This window comes from Streptomyces lancefieldiae (assembly GCF_031845825.1).
Taxonomy (GTDB): Bacteria; Actinomycetota; Actinomycetes; order Streptomycetales; family Streptomycetaceae; genus Streptomyces; species Streptomyces lancefieldiae.
Map to the genome: position 1 here is coordinate 1 of NZ_JAVRFH010000029.1, position 20605 is coordinate 20605.

The window sequence follows — 20605 nt, forward strand, 5'->3', positions numbered from 1 at the left end:
TCATGGACCACGCCGGGCTGCCCCTGAAGACCGTGCTGGAGCAGCTCGACCTGCTCGGCGAAGAGGTCGTGCCGGTGCTGCGCGAGGAGTTCGCCAAGAACCGCCCGGCGAACGTGCCGGACGCCCCGACCCACGCGTCGCTGCTGGCCATCCGGAAGGACACGGTCGAGGAAGGAGCCCGTTCATGAAGCTCGTCGTCGTCTCCGCGGGACTGAGCGTCCCGTCCTCCACCCGGCTGCTCGCCGACCGGCTGGCCGCCGCGACCGCCGCGACCGCCGGGCAGAGCTCGGCTCAGGTCCAGGTCGTGGAGCTGCGCGACCTGGCCGTGGAGATCGCCCACACCTTCACCAACGGCTTCCCGGGACGTGCGCTGTCCGCCGCGTTCGACGCGGTGGCGGCGGCCGACGGGCTGATCGCCGTCACGCCGGTGTTCTCGGCGTCGTACAGCGGGCTGTTCAAGTCGTTCTTCGACGCGCTGAGCGTGACGGACGCGGACGCGCTCGCCGGGAAGCCGGTGCTGATCGCCGCGACCGGCGGCACCGCCCGGCACTCGCTCGTCCTGGACCACGCGCTGCGTCCGCTCTTCGCGTACCTCAAGGCCGTCGTCGTCCCCACCGGCGTGTACGCCGCCTCGGAGGACTGGGGCGCCGAGGGCCTGGACGGGCGGATCGAACGGGCGGCCGGAGAGCTGGCCGCGCTGATGAGCGGGCTGTCGGCGGTCGCGAAGCCGGCCGGGGACGCGGACGGGGTGGTGCCGTTCGAGGAGCGGCTCGCCGCGCTGCGGCCCGCCGGGTGAGATCTCGGTAAGAAGCCCGGCCGTCCGGTCGTGGGGCCCCTGGCCTTGGCAGACTGGGCGCGTGCCCCGGACTGTTCTGCTCGCCGAAGACGACCGCGCCATCCGGCACGCCCTGGAGCGCGCCCTCACCCTGGAGGGGTACCAGGTGACCGCGGTCGCGGACGGCGTCGAGGCGCTGGCGCAGGCCCACCGGGGGCGGCCGGACGTCGTCGTGCTGGACGTGATGATGCCGGGCATGGACGGCCTGCAGGTCTGCCGGGCTCTGCGCGCCGAGGGCGACCCCACGCCGATCCTGATGCTGACGGCGCTGGTGGAGACCGCCGACCGCATCGCGGGCCTGGACGCGGGCGCCGACGACTACGTCGTGAAGCCGTTCGACGTCGAGGAGGTCTTCGCCCGGCTGCGCGCCCTGCTGCGTCGCAGGGGCCGCGAGGAGGCCGAGCCGGACACCGCGCCGGTGACGGACGTGGCGCAGCCGGCCCGCGAGGGGGAGGAGCCGGACGGCCGGTTCCTGGAGGCGGCCGGGCTGCGCATGGACCCGCGGGCCCGCCGTGCCTGGCGGGGCGGGCGCGAGCTGGAGCTGACGCGCACCGAGTTCGAGCTGTTGGAGTTGCTGGTCCGCAACGCGGGCATCGTGCTGGACCACTCCACCATCTACGACCGTATCTGGGGCTACGACTTCGGGCCCGGCTCCAAGAACCTCGCCGTCTACGTCGGTTATCTGCGCCGCAAGCTGGACCAGCCGGGCGCACCGCAGTTGATCCAGACCGTGCGCGGGGTGGGTTACGTGCTGCGGGAGGACTGAGTGGGCCACTCCCCGCTCGGGCGCCGGCCCCGGCTGCTGTCACTGCGGACGACGTTCGCGGTGTCGTTCGCGACGCTCACCGCCGTGGTGACGGTTCTCGTCGGGGTGCTGTCGTACAACGCCGCCGCCCGGCTGGTCCGGGTGGACCAGGAGTCCGTCTTCGCGCAGGTCGTACAGGATCTGCGGGCCGAGGTGCGGCAGCGGCGGATGTCGCCCGGTGACTTCTCCTCCTCCGCGCCGGGCCATGACATCGTGCGCCCGGCCCGTACGGACGTGCAGGTGCTCGGGCCGGACGGCGAGGTATCCGACCCCGCCGGGCCGCGGCTGCCGGTCACCGACGCCGACCGGCGGGTCGCGGGTGCCGCCGCTGCCGGGCGGATGGTGCAGCACGAGGACGTCGACGTCGGCCACGACGCCTACCGGGTGGCGACCGTCGCCCTCGGTGGCGGCCGGGGCGCGGTGCAGGTGGCGCAGGAGTTCAGCGACACGGAGGACCTTCTGCGGGCCCTGCAGCAGCGGACCCTGGTCCTGATGGCCGCGGTGGTGACTGCCGCGGGTCTGTTCGGCTGGTGGCTGGCCCGGCACATCACCCGCCGCCTGATCGCCCTGACCTCGGCCGCCGAGGATGTCGCCCGGACCCGTCGGCTCGGCATCCAGGTCCCGGTCACCGGCCCCGACGAGGTGGGCCGTCTCGGCCGCGCCTTCGACCTGATGCTGGGCCGTCTCGCCCAGTCGGAGGAGGACCAGCGGCGCCTGGTCCAGGACGCCGGCCACGAGCTGCGGACGCCGCTCACCTCCCTGCGGACGAACATCTCGCTGCTGCGCCGCATCGACGAGCTCCCGCCCGACGCCCGCGAGGAACTGGTCGCCGACCTGGGGCAGGAGGCCCGCGAACTGACCGACCTGGTCAACGAACTGGTCGAGCTGGCGGCCGGCCAGTCTCCCGGCGAGCCCCCGCAGCGGGTCGACGTGGCGGAGATCGCGCGGGAGGTGGCGATGCTGGCCCGGCGCCGCACCGGGCGGGAGATCGGGGTGCGCGCCTGCGGCGGGACGACGACCGACGGCAGGCCGGCCATGCTGACCCGCGCGATCTCCAACCTGGTCGAGAACGCCGCGAAGTTCGATCCCGGCGGCACCGGCCCCATCGAGGTCGCCGTCGCCGGACCCGCCCCTCCCCACTCCCGGCTGCTGCCCCACGCCCGGCCGCGCCCGGGCGCGGGGACCCCCGTGAGCGGGGAGACCCCCGTCGGCGCGATCCGCGTCGAGGTCCGCGACCGCGGCCCCGGCATCGCCGACGGCGACCTGACCCGCGTCTTCGACCGCTTCTACCGCGCCGCCGACGCCCGCTCCCGGCCCGGCTCGGGCCTCGGCCTGTCCATCGTGCGGGAGGTGGCGCTGGCGCACGGGGGCGCGCCCTTCGCCTTCCGGCGGGAGGGGGGCGGTTCGGTGATCGGCTTCACGGTGGGCGGAGACCCGGCAGGGGGCGAGCCGTCCGCCGGTCGCACGGGCTGAGGACTTCCGGAGGCCGGCAGGTGGGCTTCGCGCAGGGTCTCGGGGTGGCGCTGACGGGGTCACGTGGACGGCGAGGGGTGCGAGGAGCGCGTCAGTGCCGGTGGTTGCCGTCGCTGTGCTCTTCGCCGGTCGTCGGCTCCGGTGTGCTGTCGGGTGCGGTCTTCCCGGGGTTCTCGGCTTTCTCGGCCTCCCCGGTCTTCCCGGTCTTCCCGGCCTCCCCGGTCTTCCCGGCCTCCCCGGATGCCGCGGCCTCCCCGGTCTGGACGGTGAAGGCCGCGGTGCGGACGGTGCCGTTGTGCTTGAAGTCGAGGAAGAGGCGGTACGACCCGGTGCTGGGCGCGGTCGCCGTGAAGGAGATGCCGGGGCCGGGCTCGGTGGAGCCGTCGCCGGGTTCGCCGTTCGGGTGGACGTGGAGGTAGGCGAGGTCGCCGGAGCGCAGGGCGACCAGGTGGCCGTAGGCGCCGAGGTAGGGCTCGAGGTCGGTGACCGGGCGGCCGTCGCGGCTGACGCTGAGGTTCAGCTCGCCCGCCTCGCCGGGGCGCAGGGCACCGTTCAGGGTGACGGTGTAGCCGTCGATCGTGGTGGTGGCCGCGGGTTCCGGCAGGGCCGGCGCCTGGTACGTGCCGGAGGCCGCGAGGTCGGCGCCCAGGGTGAGGTTGGTGGCGTCCTCGGTGTTCGGCGTGAAGTCGGCGAAGACGCGGTAGGTGCCGGCGGCGGGCAGGTCGACGGGGGTGCTCCAGGTGCCGTCGGCTGCCCGCGCGGGGTGCAGGTGCCGGTAGGTGACCAGGTCGCGTGAGGCGAGGATGAGGTGGAGCTCCTTGCCGTGCTCGCGTCGGTAGGAGGTCACCTGCCGTCCGTCGTGGTCGCGGATGGCGAAGCGGAGTTCGCTCTTCTCCCCTGCGGCCACGCGGGGCGTCTCGAGGTCGAGGGTGTATCCCGCCTCGGAGATCTGCAGGCCCGCGGGGGTGGCGTCGGTGTGTCCACCGTGTCCTTCGGTGCCGGAGGGCGCCGGGCGGTCGTGTTCCGCGTGGGCCGCCGGCTCCCGGTCCGAAGTGGTGGGGTCGATCGCCGCGCCGACTCCGTAGGCGGTGCCGAAGGTGGCCGCGAGCGCGGCAGCGAAAACAGTGATCTTTACGCCGGTGTTCATGACGTGCCTTCCCGTTGACGTCGCCGCTTCTGTCGGCCCGACACCGCGACTATATACCCCCCAGGGGTATGAGCAAGCGATCCGCGGATGTTTGCCAAATATACCTCTGGGGGGTATACCTAGTGGCGGAAGCGGTACCCCCCAGGGGTACACGACCGCACGTCTAGGAGGAACCCATGTCCTGCTGCACCCCTGACGGCAGCTGCTCCACCACCGGCACCGCCACGGCCACGGCCGGCGTCACGACCGTCTACAACGTCTCCGGGATGACCTGCGGGCACTGCAAGGCCACGCTCACCAAGGAGATCGGCGCCCTGGAGGGTGTGCTGACGGTCGACGTCGACCTCGAGACCGGCCAGGTCGCCGTCACCACGGCCGACGAGCCGGACGACGCGCTGGTGGCCAAGGTCGTGGACGACGCCGGCTACGAGCTCACCGGCCGCGCGGCCTGAACGGCCCGCACCCCTGCCGGGCCCGCCCCCCCGGGCCCGGCACCCCACTTCGCCTCACCCCCTTGTCCCCCTCTTCCCTCTTCCCCCGCTTCCCCCCTTGTCCCTTCAGCCTGAGGAGCAGTGATGGCCACCACGGTCCCCGACACAGCCGAGGTCGAACTCGCCATTGGCGGCATGACCTGTGCCTCGTGCGCCGCCCGGATCGAGAAGAAGCTCAACCGGATGGACGGGGTCACCGCCACCGTCAACTACGCGACGGAGAAGGCGAAGGTCCACTACAGCGGTGACGTGTCCGTCCCGGAGCTGATCGCCACGGTCGAGGCGACCGGATACACGGCCCGCGAGCCCGAGCCGGTACGGGCCGAGCCCGCGCCCGGCACGGAGAGCACCGGAGGCGCCGGGGCCACCGGGGCCGGCGACGAACTGAGGCCGCTGCGGGAGCGGCTGGTGACGGCGGTGGTGCTCGCCGTGCCGGTGATCGCGATGGCGATGGTGCCGGCGCTGCAGTTCGAGTACTGGCAGTGGCTGTCGCTGACCCTCGCGGCGCCCGTGGTGACGTACGCCGCCTGGCCGTTCCACAAGGCCGCGTTCACCAACGCGCGGCACGGCGCCGCCACCATGGACACGCTGATCTCGGTCGGTACGTCGGCGGCGTTCCTGTGGTCGCTGTGGGCGCTGTTCCTCGGCTCCGCGGGCACGCCGGGCATGACGCACCCCTTCGAGCTGACCATCGCCCGCAGTGACGGTTCCGGGAACATCTACCTGGAGGCCGCCGCCGGCGTGACCGCCTTCATCCTGGCCGGCCGCTACTTCGAGGCCCGTTCCAAGCGCAAGGCCGGCGCCGCGCTGAAGGCCCTGCTGGAACTGGGCGCCAAGGACGTCACCGTGCTGCGCGGCGGCCGTGAGGAGCAGCTCCCGGTCGGTGAACTGAAGGCCGGCGACCGTTTCCTGGTCCGGCCGGGCGAGAAGATCGCCACCGACGGCACGGTCGTCGAGGGCACCTCCGCGGTCGACGCGTCGATGCTCACCGGCGAGTCGGTGCCCGTCGAGGTCGGGGTCGGGGACGCGGTGACCGGGGCGACCGTGAACGCGGGCGGCCGGCTGGTCGTCGAGGCGACCCGGGTCGGCGCCGACACCCAGTTGGCGCGGATGGCGAAGCTGGTCGAGGACGCCCAGAACGGCAAGGCCCAGGCGCAGCGGCTCGCCGACAGGATCTCCGGGGTCTTCGTTCCCGTCGTCATCGCGCTGGCGCTGGCCACGCTCGGCTTCTGGATCGGCAACGGCGCCGGACTGACCGCCGCGTTCACCGCCGCCGTCGCCGTCCTGATCATCGCCTGCCCCTGCGCCCTGGGCCTGGCCACCCCGACCGCGCTGATGGTCGGCACCGGGCGCGGCGCCCAGCTCGGCATCCTGATCAAGGGCCCCGAGGTCCTGGAGTCCACCCGCAAGATCGACACCATCGTCCTCGACAAGACCGGCACCGTCACCACCGGCCGCATGACCCTGCTCGCCGTACACACCGCCGACGACACCGACGAGGCCGAGGCACTGCGGCTGGCGGGCGCCCTGGAACACTCCTCCGAGCACCCGATCGCCCGCGCCGTCGCCGACGGAGCAGTGGCGAAGCTGGGCGCGCTGCCCACGCCCGAGGACTTCGCCAACGTCCCCGGCCTGGGGGTGCAGGGTGTCGTCGAGGGCCACGCCGTCCTGGTCGGCCGCGACAGGCTCCTCGCCGAGTGGGCCATGGACCTGCCCGTCGGACTGGCGCGGGCCAAGGCCGAGGCGGAGGCCGCGGGCCGTACGGCGATCGCCGTCGCCTGGGACGGCGAGGCCAGGGCCGTCCTCGAAGTCGCCGACGCCGTCAAGGACACCAGCGCCGAAGCCATCACCCGGCTGCGCGCCCTGGGCCTGACCCCGATGCTGCTCACCGGGGACAACCGGGCCGTCGCCGAAGCGGTGGCCGCGGAGGTCGGCATCGACGCCGAGCACGTCATCGCCGAGGTCATGCCGCAGGACAAGGTCGACGTCGTCCAGCGCCTCCAGGGCGAGGGCCGGTCGGTGGCCATGGTCGGTGACGGGGTCAACGACGCCGCCGCACTCGCCCAGGCCGACCTGGGGCTGGCCATGGGCACCGGCACCGACGCCGCCATCGAGGCCGGCGACCTCACCCTCGTCCGCGGCGACCTGCGCGCCGCAGCCGACGCCATCCGCCTGGCCCGCAAGACGCTGGGCACCATCAAGTCCAACCTGTTCTGGGCCTTCGCCTACAACATCGCAGCCCTGCCACTCGCCGCCGCCGGACTCCTCAACCCGATGATCGCCGGAGCGGCCATGGCCTTCTCCTCCGTCTTCGTCGTCGGCAACAGCCTGCGACTGCGCGGCTTCAAGACCGCGAGCTGAGACGCCGCCGGAAAGGGTGGGGCGGGCCTGACGGCCCGCCCCACCCTCATGTCATTCCCCGCATTCCCCGCGTCCGACTTCGCGAGGTGCGCGCGCCGTAAGGATCGGGGGCTCGGCCGTTTGCGGCGCGCGGCGCGGTGATACCCGGCAGGCACCGAGGCGACGGGCGCTGTCCGGTGCCCTGCCGACAGCAGAAGAGGAGCGGCACCATGACCACCACCGTCAACGACATGCTCCGTACCTACCCCGCCGACCTGGGCGGAGTGGACCGGGAAGCCATGGTCAGGTGCATCGAGGAGTGCGTCGCCTGCGCGCAGGCGTGTACCGCGTGCGCGGACGCCTGTCTGTCGGAGGGCATGGTCGGCGATCTGACCAAGTGCATCCGCACCGACATGGACTGCGCCGACGTCTGCAACGCCACCGCGTCGGTCCTGTCCCGGCACACCGGCTACGACGCCAACATCACCCGGGCCGTCCTGCAGGCCTGCGCCACCGTGTGCAAGGCGTGCGCCGACGAGTGCGGCAGCCACGCCAACATGCACGAGCACTGCCGGGTCTGCGCCGAGGCGTGCCGGAGCTGCGAGCAGGCGTGCAACGAGCTTCTCGCCGGCCTGGGCTGAGAAGAGGGGAGAGGCGCAACGCCGGCGGGCACGACGCCGGGCGCCGGAGAGCGGCCGCAGATCGGCAGCCGCCCGGCAGCACCGGTCACCACGCCTCCGTTTCCTCCGCCGTACGCGGAGCGGGCCCCGCACGGCCCGCCCCGCCGGCCCCCGACCGCAGCCGCGTCGCGAGCAGCGGCAGGACGAGAACGGAGAGCATCGCGGCGCCGACCAGAGCCGCGGCCCGGTCCCTGCCCAGCAGTTCCTGCTCGACGCCGATGGTCGTGATCGCGACGACGAGCGGCAGGCAGGTGGAGGAGAGGAGAGCCAGCGCCGTCCGGTCGGGGCGGGTGAGGTCGCGGGGAGCGAAGACGTACGCCGGTACGCCGCGCACGAGCAGGAACAGCAGCAGGAAGACCGCGACCAGCAGCAGCGTGCCCGGGTCGTGGACCAGCGCGTCCAGGTCGAACTCGATGCCGGTGACGACGTAGAACAGGGGCACGAGGAAGCCGAAGCCCATGGCCTCCACCCTGCCCATGACCGCCGTACTGCTGCCGGGCGCGGCGCCGTGCAGGACGAGGCGGGTGACGACGCCGGCGGCGAACGCGCCCAGCAGCACGTCGAGGCCGAACGCCTGGGCCAGGCCGAGCATGCAGGCCAGCAGCAGCATGACGAACCGGACCGCGAACTGGCCGCTGCTGTGCAGGGTCCGGCCGGTCAGCCGGGCGAACCACGCGGGCTTCGGGCGCAGCGCCCAGAAGACGACGGCGGCCGTGACCGCCCCGAACGCGGCCAGCAGCACCGCCGACTCGGCGGGCTTGCGCCCGCTCAGCAGCAGGGCCACGGCGACCACCGGGCCGAACTCACCGACGGCGCCGAACGCCGACGTCACGGTGCCGAAGCGCCCGCGCAGGTTTCCCTGGTCGCGCAGGAGCGGCAGTACGGTGCCGAGGGCCGTACTGGTGAGCGCGGTGCCGATGACGAACGCCTCGAACACCTGCCCGCCGCTGATCAGGAAGGCCAGACCGACACCGGCGACGAGCGAGACCAGCCAGGCCCACAGGGAGCGGCGGAGCGTGTCGCCGCGGACGGCGGCGAAGTCGATTTCGTAGCCGGCGAGGAAGATCAGCATGGAGAGACCCAGGTCGGACAGTGTGTCGACGACCTGGTCGGGGTGGGCCCAGCCGAGGAGGTCCGGGCCGATGACGATGCCGAGCGCGATCTCGAAGATGACCAGCGGCACGCGCACCCACCGCCCGGCGCGGTAGGCGAGAAGCGGCGCCAGCACCGCCACGGCCATGATCAGGACCAGGGTCCCCGGGTGAGTCATGAGGTACCGCCGTGCCGCCGGGTCACGGGGTGACGAGGGCGAAGTCGGGGCCCGGGGCGCCGAGGTGGCCGCGGGGTCCGTGCTCCAGGAAGCCGTACGCGTCTGTGCACGTGCGCACGCCGACCACGCGGACCGACCGGTGCGGCCGGACCGCGGGCGGTCAGACCGAGGAGGTTCGGCCGTGGTCGGTGCACAGCGCCCAGATGACGAAGACGGCCACGGCCATGGACACGATCGCCCAGACCGGCTGGTAAGGCAGCCACATGAACTGGGCGATGACGACCAGGGCGGCGAGTGCGACACCGACTCCTCGTGCCCAGTCGGCACCCTTGAGGACGCCCCAGCCGGTGACGGCGATCAGGATGCCGAGAACCAGGTGGATCCAGCCCCAGGTCGTGAGGTTGAACTTGAAGACGTAGTCGCCGACGCGGGCGTAGACGTCGTCCTTGGCGATGGCGGCAATGCCGTTCAGGATGCCGAAGATTCCTTCCACCAGCATCAGCACACCGGCGAACACGGTGCCGCCGGTGGCCCATCCGCTGCTTGCGCTGCCTCGCTGCCGCGTGGGCCGTCCGGTGGTGTGAGCGGCGTCGGCCATGACTGTCTCCATCCCTCGGTACATCCTTCGGGCGGGGGACTTCGAGCATCGACCGGCGACGGGCCGGCGGCGAGTGGGCGTGGGCCGAACGGGTGAGGCTGCCGCGGGCTCCGGCAGCCGGCCCCGGCTCGCGGCGATGCCGGTGGGCGTGTCGGTTCCCGGACAGGTGTGTTCGGACACGACGCCGGGCCGGGTGGCGTCGCCGGAGAGTCGCACGGTGGCGATCTCGGTGGCGATCTCGGTGGCGGTCTCGGTGGCGATCTCGGTGGCGACGCCGTGGTGTCGGGTCCGGGTGGCCGGGCCGGCCCCGCCCGCGTGTCAGGCGAGGAGCGCGGCGTGCTCCCGCGCGGACTCGGCGGCCCGTTCCAGCGACCGCCGCGCCGACTCCTCGGCCAGCGGTACCAGTTCGGCCATGGCGGGGTTGGCGGCGGCCATCGTGAGCTCGCGCGTGATGACCTCGACCTTCAGGCCGAGCCCGTCGCCGAGCACCTTCGACAGGTAGTTGGTGTCGAACTCGAAGCCTGCCCGCGGCGTGCCGGGCTGGTAGGAGCCGCCACGCGAAGCCGCGATCACGGCCCGCTTGCCGGACGGGGCCACGCCTTCGCCGAAGGTCCGCCCCGCCAGGATGACGTGGTCCAGCCATGCCTTGAGGGTGGAGGGGATGGAGAAGTTGTACATGGGTGCGCCGATGAGGACGAGATCGGCCTTCTCGAACTCGGCTATGAGCTCTTCGCGCAGCGGGGGGACGGACTCGGCGGTGACGGTGGCGGCGTCCAGGTGTGGCACGGGAGTGGCGGCCAGGTCGCGGTAGATGACGCTGCCTTGCGGGTGCGCCTCCTCCCAGGTCCTGCGGAAGGCGTCGGTGAGCCGGCGGGAGCCGGAGTTCTCCAGGGGGAACAGGGACGAGTCGATGTGCAGCAGGACGGCCATGGGAGGTGCTCCTCGGGGCGGGCGCGCGTGATGCGCGGATGCAGGTGGACCGGCGCACAGGGGCGCCGCACGGCAACTTCAGAAGCTGCTTATGGAGTAACAGTAGCTTACTTTTCCATAGGGCTTACTTTTTAGCAGCAACTGAGCGGCGGGCGGTACCATGGGTGCATGACGACGGAGCGGCACGACGCGGCGCGGTGCGCGGGAGTGGGCGGCGCGGTCGAACGTGTTTTCGTCCTTCTGGGCAAGCGGTGGAACGGCGTGATCCTCGCCAGCCTGATGAACGGTCCCGGCCGTTTCGCCGAACTGCGCCGCGCCGTCAACGGGATCAGTGAGCGCATGCTCTCCGACCGCCTGGCCGAACTCGGCGAGGCCGGCCTGGTCAGCCGTGAGGTGGACGCCGGTCCGCCCCTGCGCGTCTCCTACCGGCTCACTCCTGCGGGCGAGGCGCTGCGGCCGGCTCTCGCGGAGCTGGGTGACTGGGCCGAGCGGTTCCTCGGAGCATCCGAGGAGGGCGGTTGCCCCACCGTGCGGCAGCCGCAAGCCGCGGACTCCCGTAACGCGTAGGGCCCCGACGAACGGCACCGGATCGGGTCACGCGCAGCGGCCCCCGCTCGGCGGCCGTCGGTCGGGGCGGTCGGCGGCCACGTCCTCGGGGTTGGCCGCCACGGCCGCGGATCCGTACCGGTTTCCACGGCTCCGATGGCGTTCTCGACGGCGCCGACCCGGTTGCGCGCGGGAACTCCCTGTGCGCTCCACGTCTGGGCGGAAGAGATCAACGAACAGTGCGGGCACTGCCGACCGACGAGTCCCGCGCCGCCGGCATCGCGTATCCCGTGGGCGTCACGCCTCCTGCTTCGCGTCGATCTCGGCGATGAGGGCTTCGACGCGCGCCTTGATCTCGTCGCGGATGCGGCGGACGGATGCGACGCCCTGGCCGGCCGGATCGTCCAGCTTCCAGTCGAGGTAGCGCTTGCCCGGGAAGACCGGGCATGTGTCGCCGCAGCCCATCGTGACGCACACGTCCGACTCCTTCACCGCGTCCACGGTGAGGATCTTCGGGGTCTCGGCGGAGATGTCGACGCCGACCTCGGCCATCGCCTCGACGGCGGCCGGATTGACCTCGGAGCCCGGGTCCGAGCCGGCGGAGCGGACCTCGACGCGGTCTCCGGCCAGGTGGACGAGCCAGGCGGCGGCCATCTGGGAGCGGCCGGCGTTGTGGACGCAGACGAACAGGACGGACGGCTTGCTGCCGGGGGTCTCGGGCATCTGGGCACTCTCGTCTCACGGTCATGAGATCAGCGTTCACTGGTATCAGTAAACAATGATGTGAAAGTATCAGTACATGCTGACGTCAGTCGATCCTGATGTGATCCGGGCGCTGGGCGATCCGCTCAGGCTGCGGATCGTGACCTTGCTGGCGCGCGAGACGCTGTGCACCACGCACCTGGTCGAGGAGACCGGAGCCAAGCAGACCAACCTCTCCAACCACATGAAGGTGCTGCGCGAAGCCGGGATCGTGGAGACCGAGCCCTGCGGCCGCTACACCTACTACAAGCTCAAGCCCGAGGTCCTGGCCGGCCTGTCCGAGCAGTTCGCCGAACTCGCCGCCTCCGCCCGCACCGCCGCCGAGAACAAGAGGGCCTGCCCGTGACCTCCACCGAGCCCACCACCTCCGCGCAGACCGGGGGTGGCGACGACTCGGTCGTCAAGAAGCTCTCCACCCTCGACCGCTACCTGGCGGTCTGGATCCTCCTCGCCATGGCTGTCGGCCTCGGGCTCGGACGGGCCATTCCGGGGCTGAACGACGCGCTGGCGAAGGTGGAGGTCGGCGGTATCTCCCTGCCGATCGCGCTCGGCCTGCTGATCATGATGTACCCGGTCCTGGCCAAGGTCCGCTACGACCGGCTGGACGCCGTCACCGGCGACCGGAAGCTGATGATCTCCTCCCTGGTCATCAACTGGATCCTCGGACCCGCGGTGATGTTCGCCCTGGCGTGGATCTTCCTGCCGGACCTGCCCGAATACCGCACCGGCCTGATCATCGTCGGCCTGGCCCGCTGCATCGCCATGGTGATCATCTGGAACGACCTCGCCTGCGGCGACCGCGAGGCCGCGGCCGTGCTCGTCGCGCTGAACTCGGTCTTCCAGGTCCTGGCGTTCGGCCTGCTCGGCTGGTTCTACCTCGACCTGCTGCCCGGCCGGCTCGGCCTGGGCGACGGGGAGCGCCTGGACATCTCGATGTGGGAGATCGCCCTGAACGTGGTCATCTTCCTCGGCGTTCCGCTGGTGGCCGGGTTCCTCACCCGCCGTATCGGCGAGCGGAAGACGGGCCGTGAGAGCTACGAGCGGAAGTTCCTGCCGAGGATCGGCCCCTGGGCGCTGTACGGCCTGCTCTTCACGATCGTCGTCCTCTTCGCCCTCCAGGGAAGGACGATCACCTCGCAGCCGCTCGACGTGGCCCGCATCGCGCTGCCGCTGCTGGTCTACTTCGCGGTGATGTGGTTCGGCACCTTCGCCCTCGGCAAGGCCATCGGCCTCGCCTACGACCGAACCGCCACGCTCGCCTTCACCGCGGCCGGCAACAACTTCGAGCTCGCCATCGCGGTCGCCATCGCCACCTTCGGCGTCACTTCCGGCCAGGCCCTCTCCGGCGTCGTCGGCCCGCTCATCGAGGTTCCCGTCCTCGTGGCACTGGTCTACGTCTCCCTGGCCCGGCGCCGGAAGTTCACGGCCGCCCGACCGGGCTCATGAGACGCGGCAGGTGGATGTGGTGGCGGTCGGCGATCGCGGCCAGGCGGGGCGCGGCGCCGACCACCATCCGCGTCGCGGCGGCGCCGACTCCCCGCCCGGTCGGCTCACGCCCACCCAGCCCGGCCGTGACGACCGTCCGGGCTCGGGCGGAGGTCAGCCGCGCAGGTCGAGCATGGCGGCCATGGCCGCCACCACGGACGGGGCGACCTGGTAGTAGACCCAGGTGCCGCGCCGCTCGGAGGTCAGCAGACCGGCCTCGCGCAGTTTCTTCAGGTGGTGGGAGACGGTCGGCTGGGAGACGCCGACGTCGGCGATGTCGCAGACGCACGCCTCGCCGCCGGGGTGGGAGGCGACCTTGGAGAACAGGCGTAGCCGCACGGGGTCCGAGAGCGCCTTGAACATGACGGCCATCTTCTCCGCGTCCGCCTGGGACAGTTCCCCGGCGGTGATCGGCGGGCAGCACGGCACGACGTCGCCGTCCCGCAGGACGGGCAGCTCTACCGCCTCTGATTTCGACATACGCCTATATTGACACTCGTCGATGCGAGTGCCAAGCTCCGGTGTATCGACAGACGTCGAAGTAAGGGGTGGTCGTGACCACCACCCTCCGCATCGCGTTCACCGTGCCCACCGCGGCACGGGCCGGCCGTGTCGCCCGCCGCCCGGCCGACGTCAGGGTCCGCGACAGCCGCGCCCGGGTCGGCGACAGCGCCGGCCGGGCGGCCGAACGCCGACAGCACACCCGGCTGACCGCCCTCACCCACGCGCGCTGACCCCCCTCGCCCTTCAAGGAGACCGAGCATCATGAGCACCCAGCAGCTCCCTGTCGTCGTCATCGGAGCCGGCCCCGTCGGGCTCGCGGCCGCCACCCACCTCGTCGAGCGCGGCATCGAGTCCCTCGTCCTGGAAGCGGGCGGCAGTGCCGGCGCGGCCGTGCGTGAGTGGAGCCACGTGCGGCTGTTCTCCACGTGGGGCGAGGTCGTCGACCCGGCCGCCGAGAAGCTCCTCGCCCCCACCGGCTGGACCCGCCCCGACCCGGCGACGTACCCGTCCGGCGGGGACTGGGTGAAGCGGTACCTTCAGCCGCTCGCCGATGCCCTCGGCGACCGGGTCCGCACCCGGGCCACCGTCACCGGCGTCTCCAGGGCCGGCCGCGACCGGATCGTCGACGCCGGCCGGGAGCAGCAGCCGTTCGTCGTGCACGTCGAGCATGCCGACGGCCGTGAGGAGCGCATCCTCGCCCGCGCCGTGATCGACGCCTCCGGCACCTGGACCACCCCGTCCCCGGCCGGCGGCAGCGGCCTGCCCGCCCTCGGCGAGAAGGCGGCGGCCGACCGGATCACCCACCGCGTACCGGATCTGAAGGACCCGGCCGTCCGCGCCCGGTACGCGGGTAAGCGCACGGCCGTCATCGGCTCGGGGGCCTCCGCCTTCACCGCGCTCGCGTACCTCGCCGAGCTGGCGGAGTCCGAGGACGGTAGCGGCACGCACGCGGTGTGGCTCCTGCGCCGGGGCATCTCCGGCTCCACCTTCGGCGGCGGCACCGCCGACCAGCTCCCCGCGCGCGGCGCCCTCGGCCTCGCCGCGAAGGCCGCGGTCGACGACGGGCACGCGGACGCGGTGACCGGCTTCCGCACCGACGCCATCGAGCGCGACGGCGACGGGCGCCTGGTCCTGGTGGGCGAGGACGGCCGCCGCCTCGACCCGGTGGACGAGGTGATCGTGCTGACCGGCTTCCGCCCCGACCTGTCCTTCATGGACGAACTGCGCCTGGGCCTGGACGAGCGTCTCCAGGCCCCCGTGGCACTTGCCCCGCTGATCGACCCCAACCAGCACTCCTGCGGCACCGTCCACCCGCACGGCCACCGCGAGCTCTCCCACCCCGAGCAGGGCGTCTACCTGGTCGGCATGAAGTCCTACGGCCGCGCCCCGACGTTCCTCGCCATGACCGGGTACGAGCAGGTCCGCTCCGTCGTCGCCGCGATCGCCGGCGACCTGGACTCCGCCGACCGCGTCGAACTCACCCTCCCCGAGACCGGGGTCTGCGGCGGCGCGGGCCTGTTCGACACCCCCGACACCCAGCAGACCGACGGTGGCGGATGCTGCGCCGCACCGGAACCGCAGCTCGTGGAGCTCGCCGCGCCCGCGGCGGTGGGCACGGCTGCCGAGGAGGCACCGGCGGGCGGCTGCTGCGGCTCGTGACCGGCCTCAACATCCGTGACAGCGGGGCCGCGACCGGAGCAGGAGGCCGGCCACGGCCTCGCGCGGCAACTGGGCGAGCTCGTTCTCCTCTTCGGGGGTGAGCAGCTCGTCCCGCTCGCCGGCGTCGGCCTCGGCCTGCCGGATCCCGTTCCGCAGCGCTTCGTGATGCACGCCGAGATCCTCGGCCATGCGACGGATCACGGGCTTCGGCGCACCCTGCCGGAACTGCGCCGTTCCAGCCGCCAACCGGGAGCCCCCGCGTGACCGGCCCGACCGCCCCGGACAAGAAGCCCTTCCCGTACGTCGTCGTGTGCGCGGCAGGTGTTGCCCGTGACGTCGGCAAGCTCATCACCGCGGCCCAGGAGGCGAACTGGGATGTCGGCGTCATCGCCACACCGCAGGGACGCGGCTTCATCGACGCCGCGGGTACCCGGTCCGGGGCTCGATCGCCTTGGGTGTCGCGCAGCAGCCCTTGCCCTGCCAGGCGTCGCGGCCTTCCTCGACGGCGATGGCGGCGATGACGAGGGCGGCGATGGGGTCGGCCCAGGACCAGCCGAGGGTGGCGTTGAGGACCGGCCGAGCAGGAGCACGGCGGGCAAGTGCGTGCACAGGAGGGTCGGCATGGAGTCCGCGACCGCGGAGGCGGAGCCGAGTGGTCGTGCTGGCGGAGCCGGTGCCGGCGTCTGGCTGCGACGTGGCCTCGCTGGGCATCGCCCAGCGCTCAGCGGAACGTAGGCACATGAGTGTCCCGGGTCCAAGTCCATGTGCCCTGGCCGCCTGACGGCCCCTCCTCGGCACGAAAATGGGCGAGGCCCGAAGACCCCGCCCGACCCTCACGAAACCCCGGCTCAGGGCCACACCAGGCAGTACGGCTGATGCCCCGCCTCGTGCAGCCGATGGCTGAAGTCCTGCCACTCATGCAGCGATTGGTGACGGGAGGGCGCTGACCTGGGGCTTCGCAAGGAAATGCGCGTTGACCTGGGAGAACTCCTCTCGGTAGTTCTCACGGGTCAACGCCGTTTCCCAGGCTCATGTGCCCTGGATGTGCCCTCGCGGCCTCTTACCAGAGAGCGCCTTGCTCGGCAGATGGGCGGGTAGTGCGCGGCGTTGTAGCCAGGCTCACTCGCGTCTTGACGTTGATGGCGCGAGGTTCCGTCGTCACGGCGCCCGCCTCACGCAGCTGCCGGACGGTCTCGATCACTTGGGCTGGCCGGTAGACGGTTTCCAAGAGGGCGTATCGCTTGAGCTCGGGGATGGTTCGCCCGCCGGGCGTTTCGGAGATGAAGTCGTGCAGGATCCGTCGCAGTGGAGCCGTATCCGGTTCGAATACGAGATCAAGCATCTGCTGTTGGGTGTCCCTGGGGTCGCGGTAGCGGACGCCGTAGGAAGGGTCCACCTTCCACATGGCGTCCTTCATCTTCTCCAGCCCCCGTTCGTGCTGGGTGCCGAAGATCAGGTAGAGCATCCTGCCGCCCTCGTCAACCATCTCGAAGTACAGCGTGTGCGTGAAGCCTGCCTGGCGCAGCGTGTTCCGGTACTGCTCGCGCAGGAAGGTGAACTTGCCTGAGGGAGACTGCTGGAAGACGCCTTGCCACTCCTGGCTGCCGAAGGCTTCGTCGCCGAGCTGGCGGTGGCCGTCGTGCTTCTCGGCGAACCGGGTGAGGAAGCTGGGCTCGAAGGTCACCATCACTTCGGTGCTGGGATGGCGCCCCAGCTCCTGGAGGAGCGAGAAGGGGATGTCGGGTCCGCCGAAGCTGTCCAGGAGGACGAAGAGAGGCTTCCCCAATGCGCCGATGCCCCGCAGCTTCTGCAGGAGGGCCGGGTGGAAATCTCCGTGACGTATGTCGACCGCTATTCGATTGGCGATGTCGTCCGTTTGCCTGGAGCGGACGAGCTCCATCTGGCGCTGTAACTCTTTGACGCGACGGGCGTCCTCCTCCATGAGGATCACGCGCATACGTTTCGGGAACCTGTGCAGAGCGTCGGCGAAGACTTCGTAAGCGATGACAGGGGAGCCGGGCTCGCCCTGTTTGTAGACGCCAGCGCCTGCGAAGCCTTCGGCGTAACTGATCACGTCGAGTCGTGACAGCAGAATTGGCGCCCATGCCGCCAAGTACTGCTTCAGTAAGTCATGTTTGGCCGCCGTGTGCGGATCGCGCTCCCACACGGCATCCTTCGGTACGGCCACGATCGGTCCCCCTACTCCCGTCGGCCCCGCTTGGGAGAGGGTCACACACCGTTGCCATATGCCACCAGAGCGCGTACGGCGTCTGCTGGACTTTGGCCGTTAATGGGCTGCGACAGGCAGTCGGGGCGGCATCTCGTCCCAGGTTGCTCCGTCGAGTTCGCGGCCCCCTGACTTCGGGCTGCGGCCACCCCATTGCTTGAAGAAGAAGGGCACTTCGGCATGGTGGCAGGCGTCGCGGATGTCCACCAGCCACTCCTCCTGTACGGGGCGATGCTGAGGCCCGGACTCGCCTCCGGCGATAACCCAACCGATGCCGTCCAGTTGCAGACCGGTAAGCGGACCGAGTAGCGGCTCACAGGACAGGAAGCGCACGGCAGCGGGAACCTGCCGAAGGTCGTCGACACGATCTAGGTGCTCTGCATCTTCGACGGAGACGCCCATCCACAGGTTGGAGGGCCAGTCGAGTTCGCCGGCCACACGTCGCAGCCTGCGGGCTCTCTTGGTCAGTAGCTGATAGGTGTGCTGGGGAGTCTCGGCAATCACCTGGAAGACCTGCCGGACGAAGTCCAGGGGGACCTTGGCGTGGAAGAGGTCGCTCATGGAATTGACGAAGACCATCCGTGGGGCCTTCCACTGACGGGGGATGGCCAGTGCGTCAGGGTGAGGGGCGAGGCCGAAGCCCGGGCCGGATGTCCTGGGATCCCCGTCCGTCTGGTACTTGGCAACACCCATGGCCTTGAGTCGCCTGGATAACGTCAAGGCGTAGCAGTTGTCACACCCGGGGGAGATCCGGTCGCATCCTGTGGTGGGATTCCAGGTCGCCTCGGTCCACTCGATTGTGCTGCGATCGCCCATGGGTCCCCTCCCGTAGCGGGTGGACACTGGTCATCAGCGCTTTCCACCCGGCGCTTCGACTGCGCTGCCTAACGAGCGACGTGCCGAACTGACACGCGATCGCCCCCATCTTTCAGGTCGAACGCATGTTCTGTGAAGAGGGTCCCCGGCGTCATCGTCAACGAGAGTGCAGCTGGGTACTTGGCCAGTTCGACCGAATGCACCCCTCTGCCCTGGATGCGCCCCCGTGGGGCGGCCGGGATCAGAGCCACACGCTCCAGGCAGCGGCGGCAGCAACCGCGAGGAGGGTGATCGAGACTGTCCATGCAACTGCTGCTCGTGGAAAGCTCTGCTGCGGTCCCCCGGCGATCTCGGCTCGGGCTGATCCGCGACGGTGCGCGACGGCGACGGGCGCAGTGACGGTCACGGAGGAGTTGTCACCTGCCACGATGTTGATGTTCTGGAGGGCCTGCGCGACTTGGGCGGGAGTCGGATCGTGCTGGCCGTGAGGCATCGTGGCGCGCAGTTCCCCGACCAACTGAACGAGTCGGGTACGCACCTGGTCGAGAACCCCTTCCAAGGCCGACGGGTGGACGGCCCAGTACAACCGGAGCACCTGACGATGGGAGTTCTGGCTCATGAGCACGGCGAGGTCGGCAGCCATGGCGTCCCCAAGCTGTACGGTCTGGCCAGCGCTTCTGGCGATGAGAGATTCGATCTGGCCGACACCTTTTCCGAGGCGGAGTTCGTTGCCCAGGTCGTCGCGGGCGAAATCCGGGAGGTCGAACATGCTCACCGGTTGCTCCTCGAACCGGTACATCCCGGCAAAGCCGTCCATCACCAGAGGCGCCGATATGCGTCGATAGTCAGGAACTGGTACGTCGATGCCCTCGTAGCCCTGGAGTTCGCGCAGTGCCCAGGCCCTCAACGGTTCGGAGTGAGCGTGTCCACCCAGGGCGATCACCTGGCGCAGGATCGGGGCGAGAGGACGTCTCTCGTGTAGAACATCCGCCTCCAGTCGGTCGAGGCGGCTTCTGCGGAGCCTCATTTCACGACCACGGTGGCAATGACGCCGGCGACGGCCGCGAGCGCTGCGACGGCGCCCCAGATCACCGTGGTGCGGTGCCACCAGGGCTGGGGGGTCGTGGGCGCGGGCTCGTTGACGTTGGCGTTCGCGGTGCTGCCACGATCCGCCTTCGCGTTCGGAGCGACGATGTGGAAGGTGGAGTTGTCGCCTCCCGTGATGTTGAGGGCCTGCTGCGCGGCCGAGTCGATCTGGTTGGGGTCGGGGTTCTGCTGGCCAGGGGGCATGGCTGCTCTCACTTCCGCGACGAACTGGGTCAGACGGGTTCTGATGTGGTCGAGGGCGCCCTCGACGCTGGCCACGGAGACATCCCAATGCAGAGACGTTATGTCGGCGGCCTCGTTGCCGAGACGATGCTGCTCCTGCGTCATCTGCAGGACGTACTCGGCGGAGCCAGGCGGGCTAAGACGTAGCACCCGGTCGCCGTGCGCGACCAAGGCTTCGAGTTCTCGGACGCCTTGCCGGATCGGTGCGCTCTCCCCGATACCGCGATCACAAGCGTGCTGGGGAAGCTGGTGGGGGCTGATTCGCCGAGTGTTGCCCTGAATGATCTGGCCCGGAAGGTTGAGATCCACCGCGACTTCGAGTGCTGCTGGCACCTTGCGGTACGGGGGCAGCTCATCCGTGGTCGTGTACCCCTCCAACTCCTTCAGCGCCCAGGCACGCAGTTCCGCGTGGTGGGCGTAGCCAGCGAGCATGAGGCACTGGCGGAGGGCGGTCGCGAGAGAGGTGGTGTCGTCCAGGACGGCGCGCTCAAGCTGCTCCAGCCCTCGGACGTCGGGTGTCGTCACGGCATCCAGTCTGCACTGCCCCACTGACAACACGGGCCAGCTTCGTTCTCCTTACTATCGACCCTGCTCCGAGCACATCTCAGCCAGGCAGCTGCCGTTCCTGAGCCTGCGGCACCGCAGCCTGCCATCGGCGTCGTGGCCGTCGAGCCGGTTCGGGGCGCCGTACGGCGAGATGGCTTCAGC

General features: G+C 70.9%; 22 protein-coding genes and 3 pseudogenes. 13 read left to right on the forward strand and 12 right to left on the reverse strand.

Annotated elements, in window-relative coordinates; all coding sequences use genetic code 11:
• The 4 genes and pseudogenes from RM812_RS25140 to RM812_RS25155 form a co-directional block, all read left to right on the forward strand.
• Window positions 1–188 (forward strand): annotated as a pseudogene (locus tag RM812_RS25140) (5,10-methylene tetrahydromethanopterin reductase); the annotation flags it as partial.
• Window positions 185–796, forward strand: a complete 612-nt coding sequence (locus RM812_RS25145) for a CE1759 family FMN reductase (RefSeq protein WP_311576094.1) — start codon at window positions 185–187, stop codon at window positions 794–796. The pseudogene RM812_RS25140 and the gene RM812_RS25145, both read left to right, overlap by 4 nt.
• A gap of 61 nt (window positions 797–857) precedes the next feature.
• Window positions 858–1601, forward strand: a complete 744-nt coding sequence (locus RM812_RS25150) for a response regulator transcription factor (RefSeq protein WP_311576098.1) — start codon at window positions 858–860, stop codon at window positions 1599–1601.
• Window positions 1602–3113, forward strand: a complete 1512-nt coding sequence (locus tag RM812_RS25155) for a HAMP domain-containing sensor histidine kinase (RefSeq protein ID WP_311576101.1) — start codon at window positions 1602–1604, stop codon at window positions 3111–3113.
• Between the two features lie 91 nt (window positions 3114–3204).
• Here the strand turns inward: RM812_RS25155 and RM812_RS25160 are convergent, their stop codons facing one another.
• Window positions 3205–4260: a hypothetical protein gene (locus RM812_RS25160; protein ID WP_311576104.1), complete on the reverse strand. Its 1056-nt coding sequence runs from the start codon at window positions 4258–4260 to the stop codon at window positions 3205–3207.
• 176 nt (window positions 4261–4436) lie between these two features.
• Between RM812_RS25160 and RM812_RS25165 the strand changes: the two genes are divergently transcribed.
• From RM812_RS25165 to RM812_RS25175, 3 genes are all read left to right on the forward strand, one after another.
• Window positions 4437–4712 (forward strand): heavy-metal-associated domain-containing protein, encoded by a 276-nt coding sequence (locus RM812_RS25165; RefSeq protein ID WP_311576107.1) that lies wholly within the window; start codon window positions 4437–4439, stop codon window positions 4710–4712.
• A 123-nt stretch (window positions 4713–4835) separates the two neighbouring features.
• On the forward strand, window positions 4836–7112 hold the full coding sequence (locus RM812_RS25170; protein ID WP_311576110.1) for a heavy metal translocating P-type ATPase: 2277 nt from the start codon (window positions 4836–4838) through the stop codon (window positions 7110–7112).
• Between the two features lie 209 nt (window positions 7113–7321).
• A complete protein-coding gene (locus tag RM812_RS25175; RefSeq protein WP_311576113.1) occupies window positions 7322–7732 on the forward strand; it encodes a four-helix bundle copper-binding protein in 411 nt (136 codons plus the stop codon).
• An 85-nt stretch (window positions 7733–7817) separates the two neighbouring features.
• Here the strand turns inward: RM812_RS25175 and RM812_RS25180 are convergent, their stop codons facing one another.
• From RM812_RS25180 to RM812_RS25190, 3 genes are all read right to left on the reverse strand, one after another.
• The gene (locus RM812_RS25180; RefSeq protein ID WP_311576116.1) at window positions 7818–9041 is read right to left on the reverse strand and encodes a cation:proton antiporter; all 1224 of its coding nucleotides are present in this window, start codon (window positions 9039–9041) and stop codon (window positions 7818–7820) included.
• 160 nt (window positions 9042–9201) lie between these two features.
• Window positions 9202–9639: a DUF7144 family membrane protein gene (locus tag RM812_RS25185; protein ID WP_311576119.1), complete on the reverse strand. Its 438-nt coding sequence runs from the start codon at window positions 9637–9639 to the stop codon at window positions 9202–9204.
• Between the two features lie 318 nt (window positions 9640–9957).
• On the reverse strand, window positions 9958–10569 hold the full coding sequence (locus RM812_RS25190) for an FMN-dependent NADH-azoreductase (RefSeq protein ID WP_311576122.1): 612 nt from the start codon (window positions 10567–10569) through the stop codon (window positions 9958–9960).
• 168 nt (window positions 10570–10737) lie between these two features.
• Here RM812_RS25190 and RM812_RS25195 point away from each other — a divergent pair, with 168 nt between their 5' ends.
• Entirely contained in the window at window positions 10738–11136 is a 399-nt protein-coding gene (locus tag RM812_RS25195) for a winged helix-turn-helix transcriptional regulator (protein ID WP_311576125.1), read from the forward strand.
• A gap of 276 nt (window positions 11137–11412) precedes the next feature.
• Here the strand turns inward: RM812_RS25195 and RM812_RS25200 are convergent, their stop codons facing one another.
• The gene (locus RM812_RS25200; RefSeq protein ID WP_311576128.1) at window positions 11413–11838 is read right to left on the reverse strand and encodes an arsenate reductase ArsC; all 426 of its coding nucleotides are present in this window, start codon (window positions 11836–11838) and stop codon (window positions 11413–11415) included.
• A gap of 76 nt (window positions 11839–11914) precedes the next feature.
• On the opposite strand from RM812_RS25200, the gene RM812_RS25205 reads away from it, so the two are divergent.
• Both RM812_RS25205 and arsB read left to right on the forward strand, forming a co-directional pair.
• Window positions 11915–12223: an ArsR/SmtB family transcription factor gene (locus RM812_RS25205; RefSeq protein ID WP_311576131.1), complete on the forward strand. Its 309-nt coding sequence runs from the start codon at window positions 11915–11917 to the stop codon at window positions 12221–12223.
• Window positions 12220–13323 carry an ACR3 family arsenite efflux transporter gene (gene arsB, locus RM812_RS25210; protein WP_311576134.1) on the forward strand — a complete coding sequence of 368 codons (1104 nt, stop codon included), beginning with the start codon at window positions 12220–12222 and terminating at the stop codon, window positions 13321–13323. Before RM812_RS25205 ends, arsB begins: the two co-directional genes overlap by 4 nt.
• A gap of 153 nt (window positions 13324–13476) precedes the next feature.
• On the opposite strand, the gene RM812_RS25215 is transcribed toward arsB, so the two are convergent.
• Window positions 13477–13842 carry an ArsR/SmtB family transcription factor gene (locus tag RM812_RS25215; RefSeq protein ID WP_311576137.1) on the reverse strand — a complete coding sequence of 122 codons (366 nt, stop codon included), beginning with the start codon at window positions 13840–13842 and terminating at the stop codon, window positions 13477–13479.
• A 74-nt stretch (window positions 13843–13916) separates the two neighbouring features.
• Here RM812_RS25215 and RM812_RS25220 point away from each other — a divergent pair, with 74 nt between their 5' ends.
• Entirely contained in the window at window positions 13917–14096 is a 180-nt protein-coding gene (locus tag RM812_RS25220; protein WP_311576140.1) for a hypothetical protein, read from the forward strand.
• Window positions 14097–14127: 31 nt separating this feature from the next.
• Complete coding sequence (locus RM812_RS25225; RefSeq protein ID WP_311576143.1) at window positions 14128–15525, forward strand: NAD(P)-binding domain-containing protein; 1398 nt, start codon at window positions 14128–14130, stop codon at window positions 15523–15525.
• Between the two features lie 6 nt (window positions 15526–15531).
• On the opposite strand, the gene RM812_RS25230 is transcribed toward RM812_RS25225, so the two are convergent.
• Window positions 15532–15696, reverse strand: a complete 165-nt coding sequence (locus tag RM812_RS25230) for a hypothetical protein (protein ID WP_311576146.1) — start codon at window positions 15694–15696, stop codon at window positions 15532–15534.
• An 89-nt stretch (window positions 15697–15785) separates the two neighbouring features.
• Between RM812_RS25230 and RM812_RS25235 the strand changes: the two are divergent.
• Window positions 15786–16004, forward strand: a pseudogene (locus RM812_RS25235) (flavoprotein); the annotation flags it as partial.
• Here the strand turns inward: RM812_RS25235 and RM812_RS25240 are convergent.
• The 5 genes and pseudogenes from RM812_RS25240 to RM812_RS25260 all read right to left on the reverse strand — a co-directional run.
• Window positions 15937–16184 (reverse strand): annotated as a pseudogene (locus RM812_RS25240) (cation transporter); the annotation flags it as partial. The pseudogenes RM812_RS25235 and RM812_RS25240 overlap by 68 nt on opposite strands.
• A 401-nt stretch (window positions 16185–16585) precedes the next feature.
• The gene (locus RM812_RS25245) at window positions 16586–17713 is read right to left on the reverse strand and encodes a three-Cys-motif partner protein TcmP (RefSeq protein ID WP_311576150.1); all 1128 of its coding nucleotides are present in this window, start codon (window positions 17711–17713) and stop codon (window positions 16586–16588) included.
• Between the two features lie 99 nt (window positions 17714–17812).
• Window positions 17813–18568 carry a DUF5131 family protein gene (locus tag RM812_RS25250; RefSeq protein WP_311576153.1) on the reverse strand — a complete coding sequence of 252 codons (756 nt, stop codon included), beginning with the start codon at window positions 18566–18568 and terminating at the stop codon, window positions 17813–17815.
• Between the two features lie 241 nt (window positions 18569–18809).
• Window positions 18810–19595 (reverse strand): AbiTii domain-containing protein, encoded by a 786-nt coding sequence (locus RM812_RS25255; protein WP_311576156.1) that lies wholly within the window; start codon window positions 19593–19595, stop codon window positions 18810–18812.
• The gene (locus RM812_RS25260; RefSeq protein WP_311576160.1) at window positions 19592–20422 is read right to left on the reverse strand and encodes an AbiTii domain-containing protein; all 831 of its coding nucleotides are present in this window, start codon (window positions 20420–20422) and stop codon (window positions 19592–19594) included. The genes RM812_RS25255 and RM812_RS25260 overlap by 4 nt, the downstream gene beginning before the upstream one ends.
• Between the last annotated feature and the right edge of the window lie 183 nt (window positions 20423–20605).

Excerpts from the sequence above, each read along its gene's own strand:
- RM812_RS25200 (WP_311576128.1), bottom strand. The coding sequence starts at position 11,838 with ATGCCCGAGACCCCCGGCAGCAAGCCGTCCGTCCTGTTCGTCTGCGTC.
- RM812_RS25225 (WP_311576143.1), top strand. The coding sequence starts at position 14,128 with ATGAGCACCCAGCAGCTCCCTGTCGTCGTCATCGGAGCCGGCCCCGTC.
- RM812_RS25195 (WP_311576125.1), top strand. The coding sequence starts at position 10,738 with ATGACGACGGAGCGGCACGACGCGGCGCGGTGCGCGGGAGTGGGCGGC.
- RM812_RS25180 (WP_311576116.1), bottom strand. The coding sequence starts at position 9,041 with ATGACTCACCCGGGGACCCTGGTCCTGATCATGGCCGTGGCGGTGCTG.
- RM812_RS25145 (WP_311576094.1), top strand. The coding sequence starts at position 185 with ATGAAGCTCGTCGTCGTCTCCGCGGGACTGAGCGTCCCGTCCTCCACC.
- RM812_RS25250 (WP_311576153.1), bottom strand. The coding sequence starts at position 18,568 with ATGGGCGATCGCAGCACAATCGAGTGGACCGAGGCGACCTGGAATCCC.
- RM812_RS25160 (WP_311576104.1), bottom strand. The coding sequence starts at position 4,260 with ATGAACACCGGCGTAAAGATCACTGTTTTCGCTGCCGCGCTCGCGGCC.
- RM812_RS25170 (WP_311576110.1), top strand. The coding sequence starts at position 4,836 with ATGGCCACCACGGTCCCCGACACAGCCGAGGTCGAACTCGCCATTGGC.
- RM812_RS25165 (WP_311576107.1), top strand. The coding sequence starts at position 4,437 with ATGTCCTGCTGCACCCCTGACGGCAGCTGCTCCACCACCGGCACCGCC.
- RM812_RS25175 (WP_311576113.1), top strand. The coding sequence starts at position 7,322 with ATGACCACCACCGTCAACGACATGCTCCGTACCTACCCCGCCGACCTG.
- RM812_RS25215 (WP_311576137.1), bottom strand. The coding sequence starts at position 13,842 with ATGTCGAAATCAGAGGCGGTAGAGCTGCCCGTCCTGCGGGACGGCGAC.
- RM812_RS25255 (WP_311576156.1), bottom strand. The coding sequence starts at position 19,595 with ATGAGGCTCCGCAGAAGCCGCCTCGACCGACTGGAGGCGGATGTTCTA.
- RM812_RS25190 (WP_311576122.1), bottom strand. The coding sequence starts at position 10,569 with ATGGCCGTCCTGCTGCACATCGACTCGTCCCTGTTCCCCCTGGAGAAC.
- RM812_RS25185 (WP_311576119.1), bottom strand. The coding sequence starts at position 9,639 with ATGGCCGACGCCGCTCACACCACCGGACGGCCCACGCGGCAGCGAGGC.
- RM812_RS25205 (WP_311576131.1), top strand. The coding sequence starts at position 11,915 with ATGCTGACGTCAGTCGATCCTGATGTGATCCGGGCGCTGGGCGATCCG.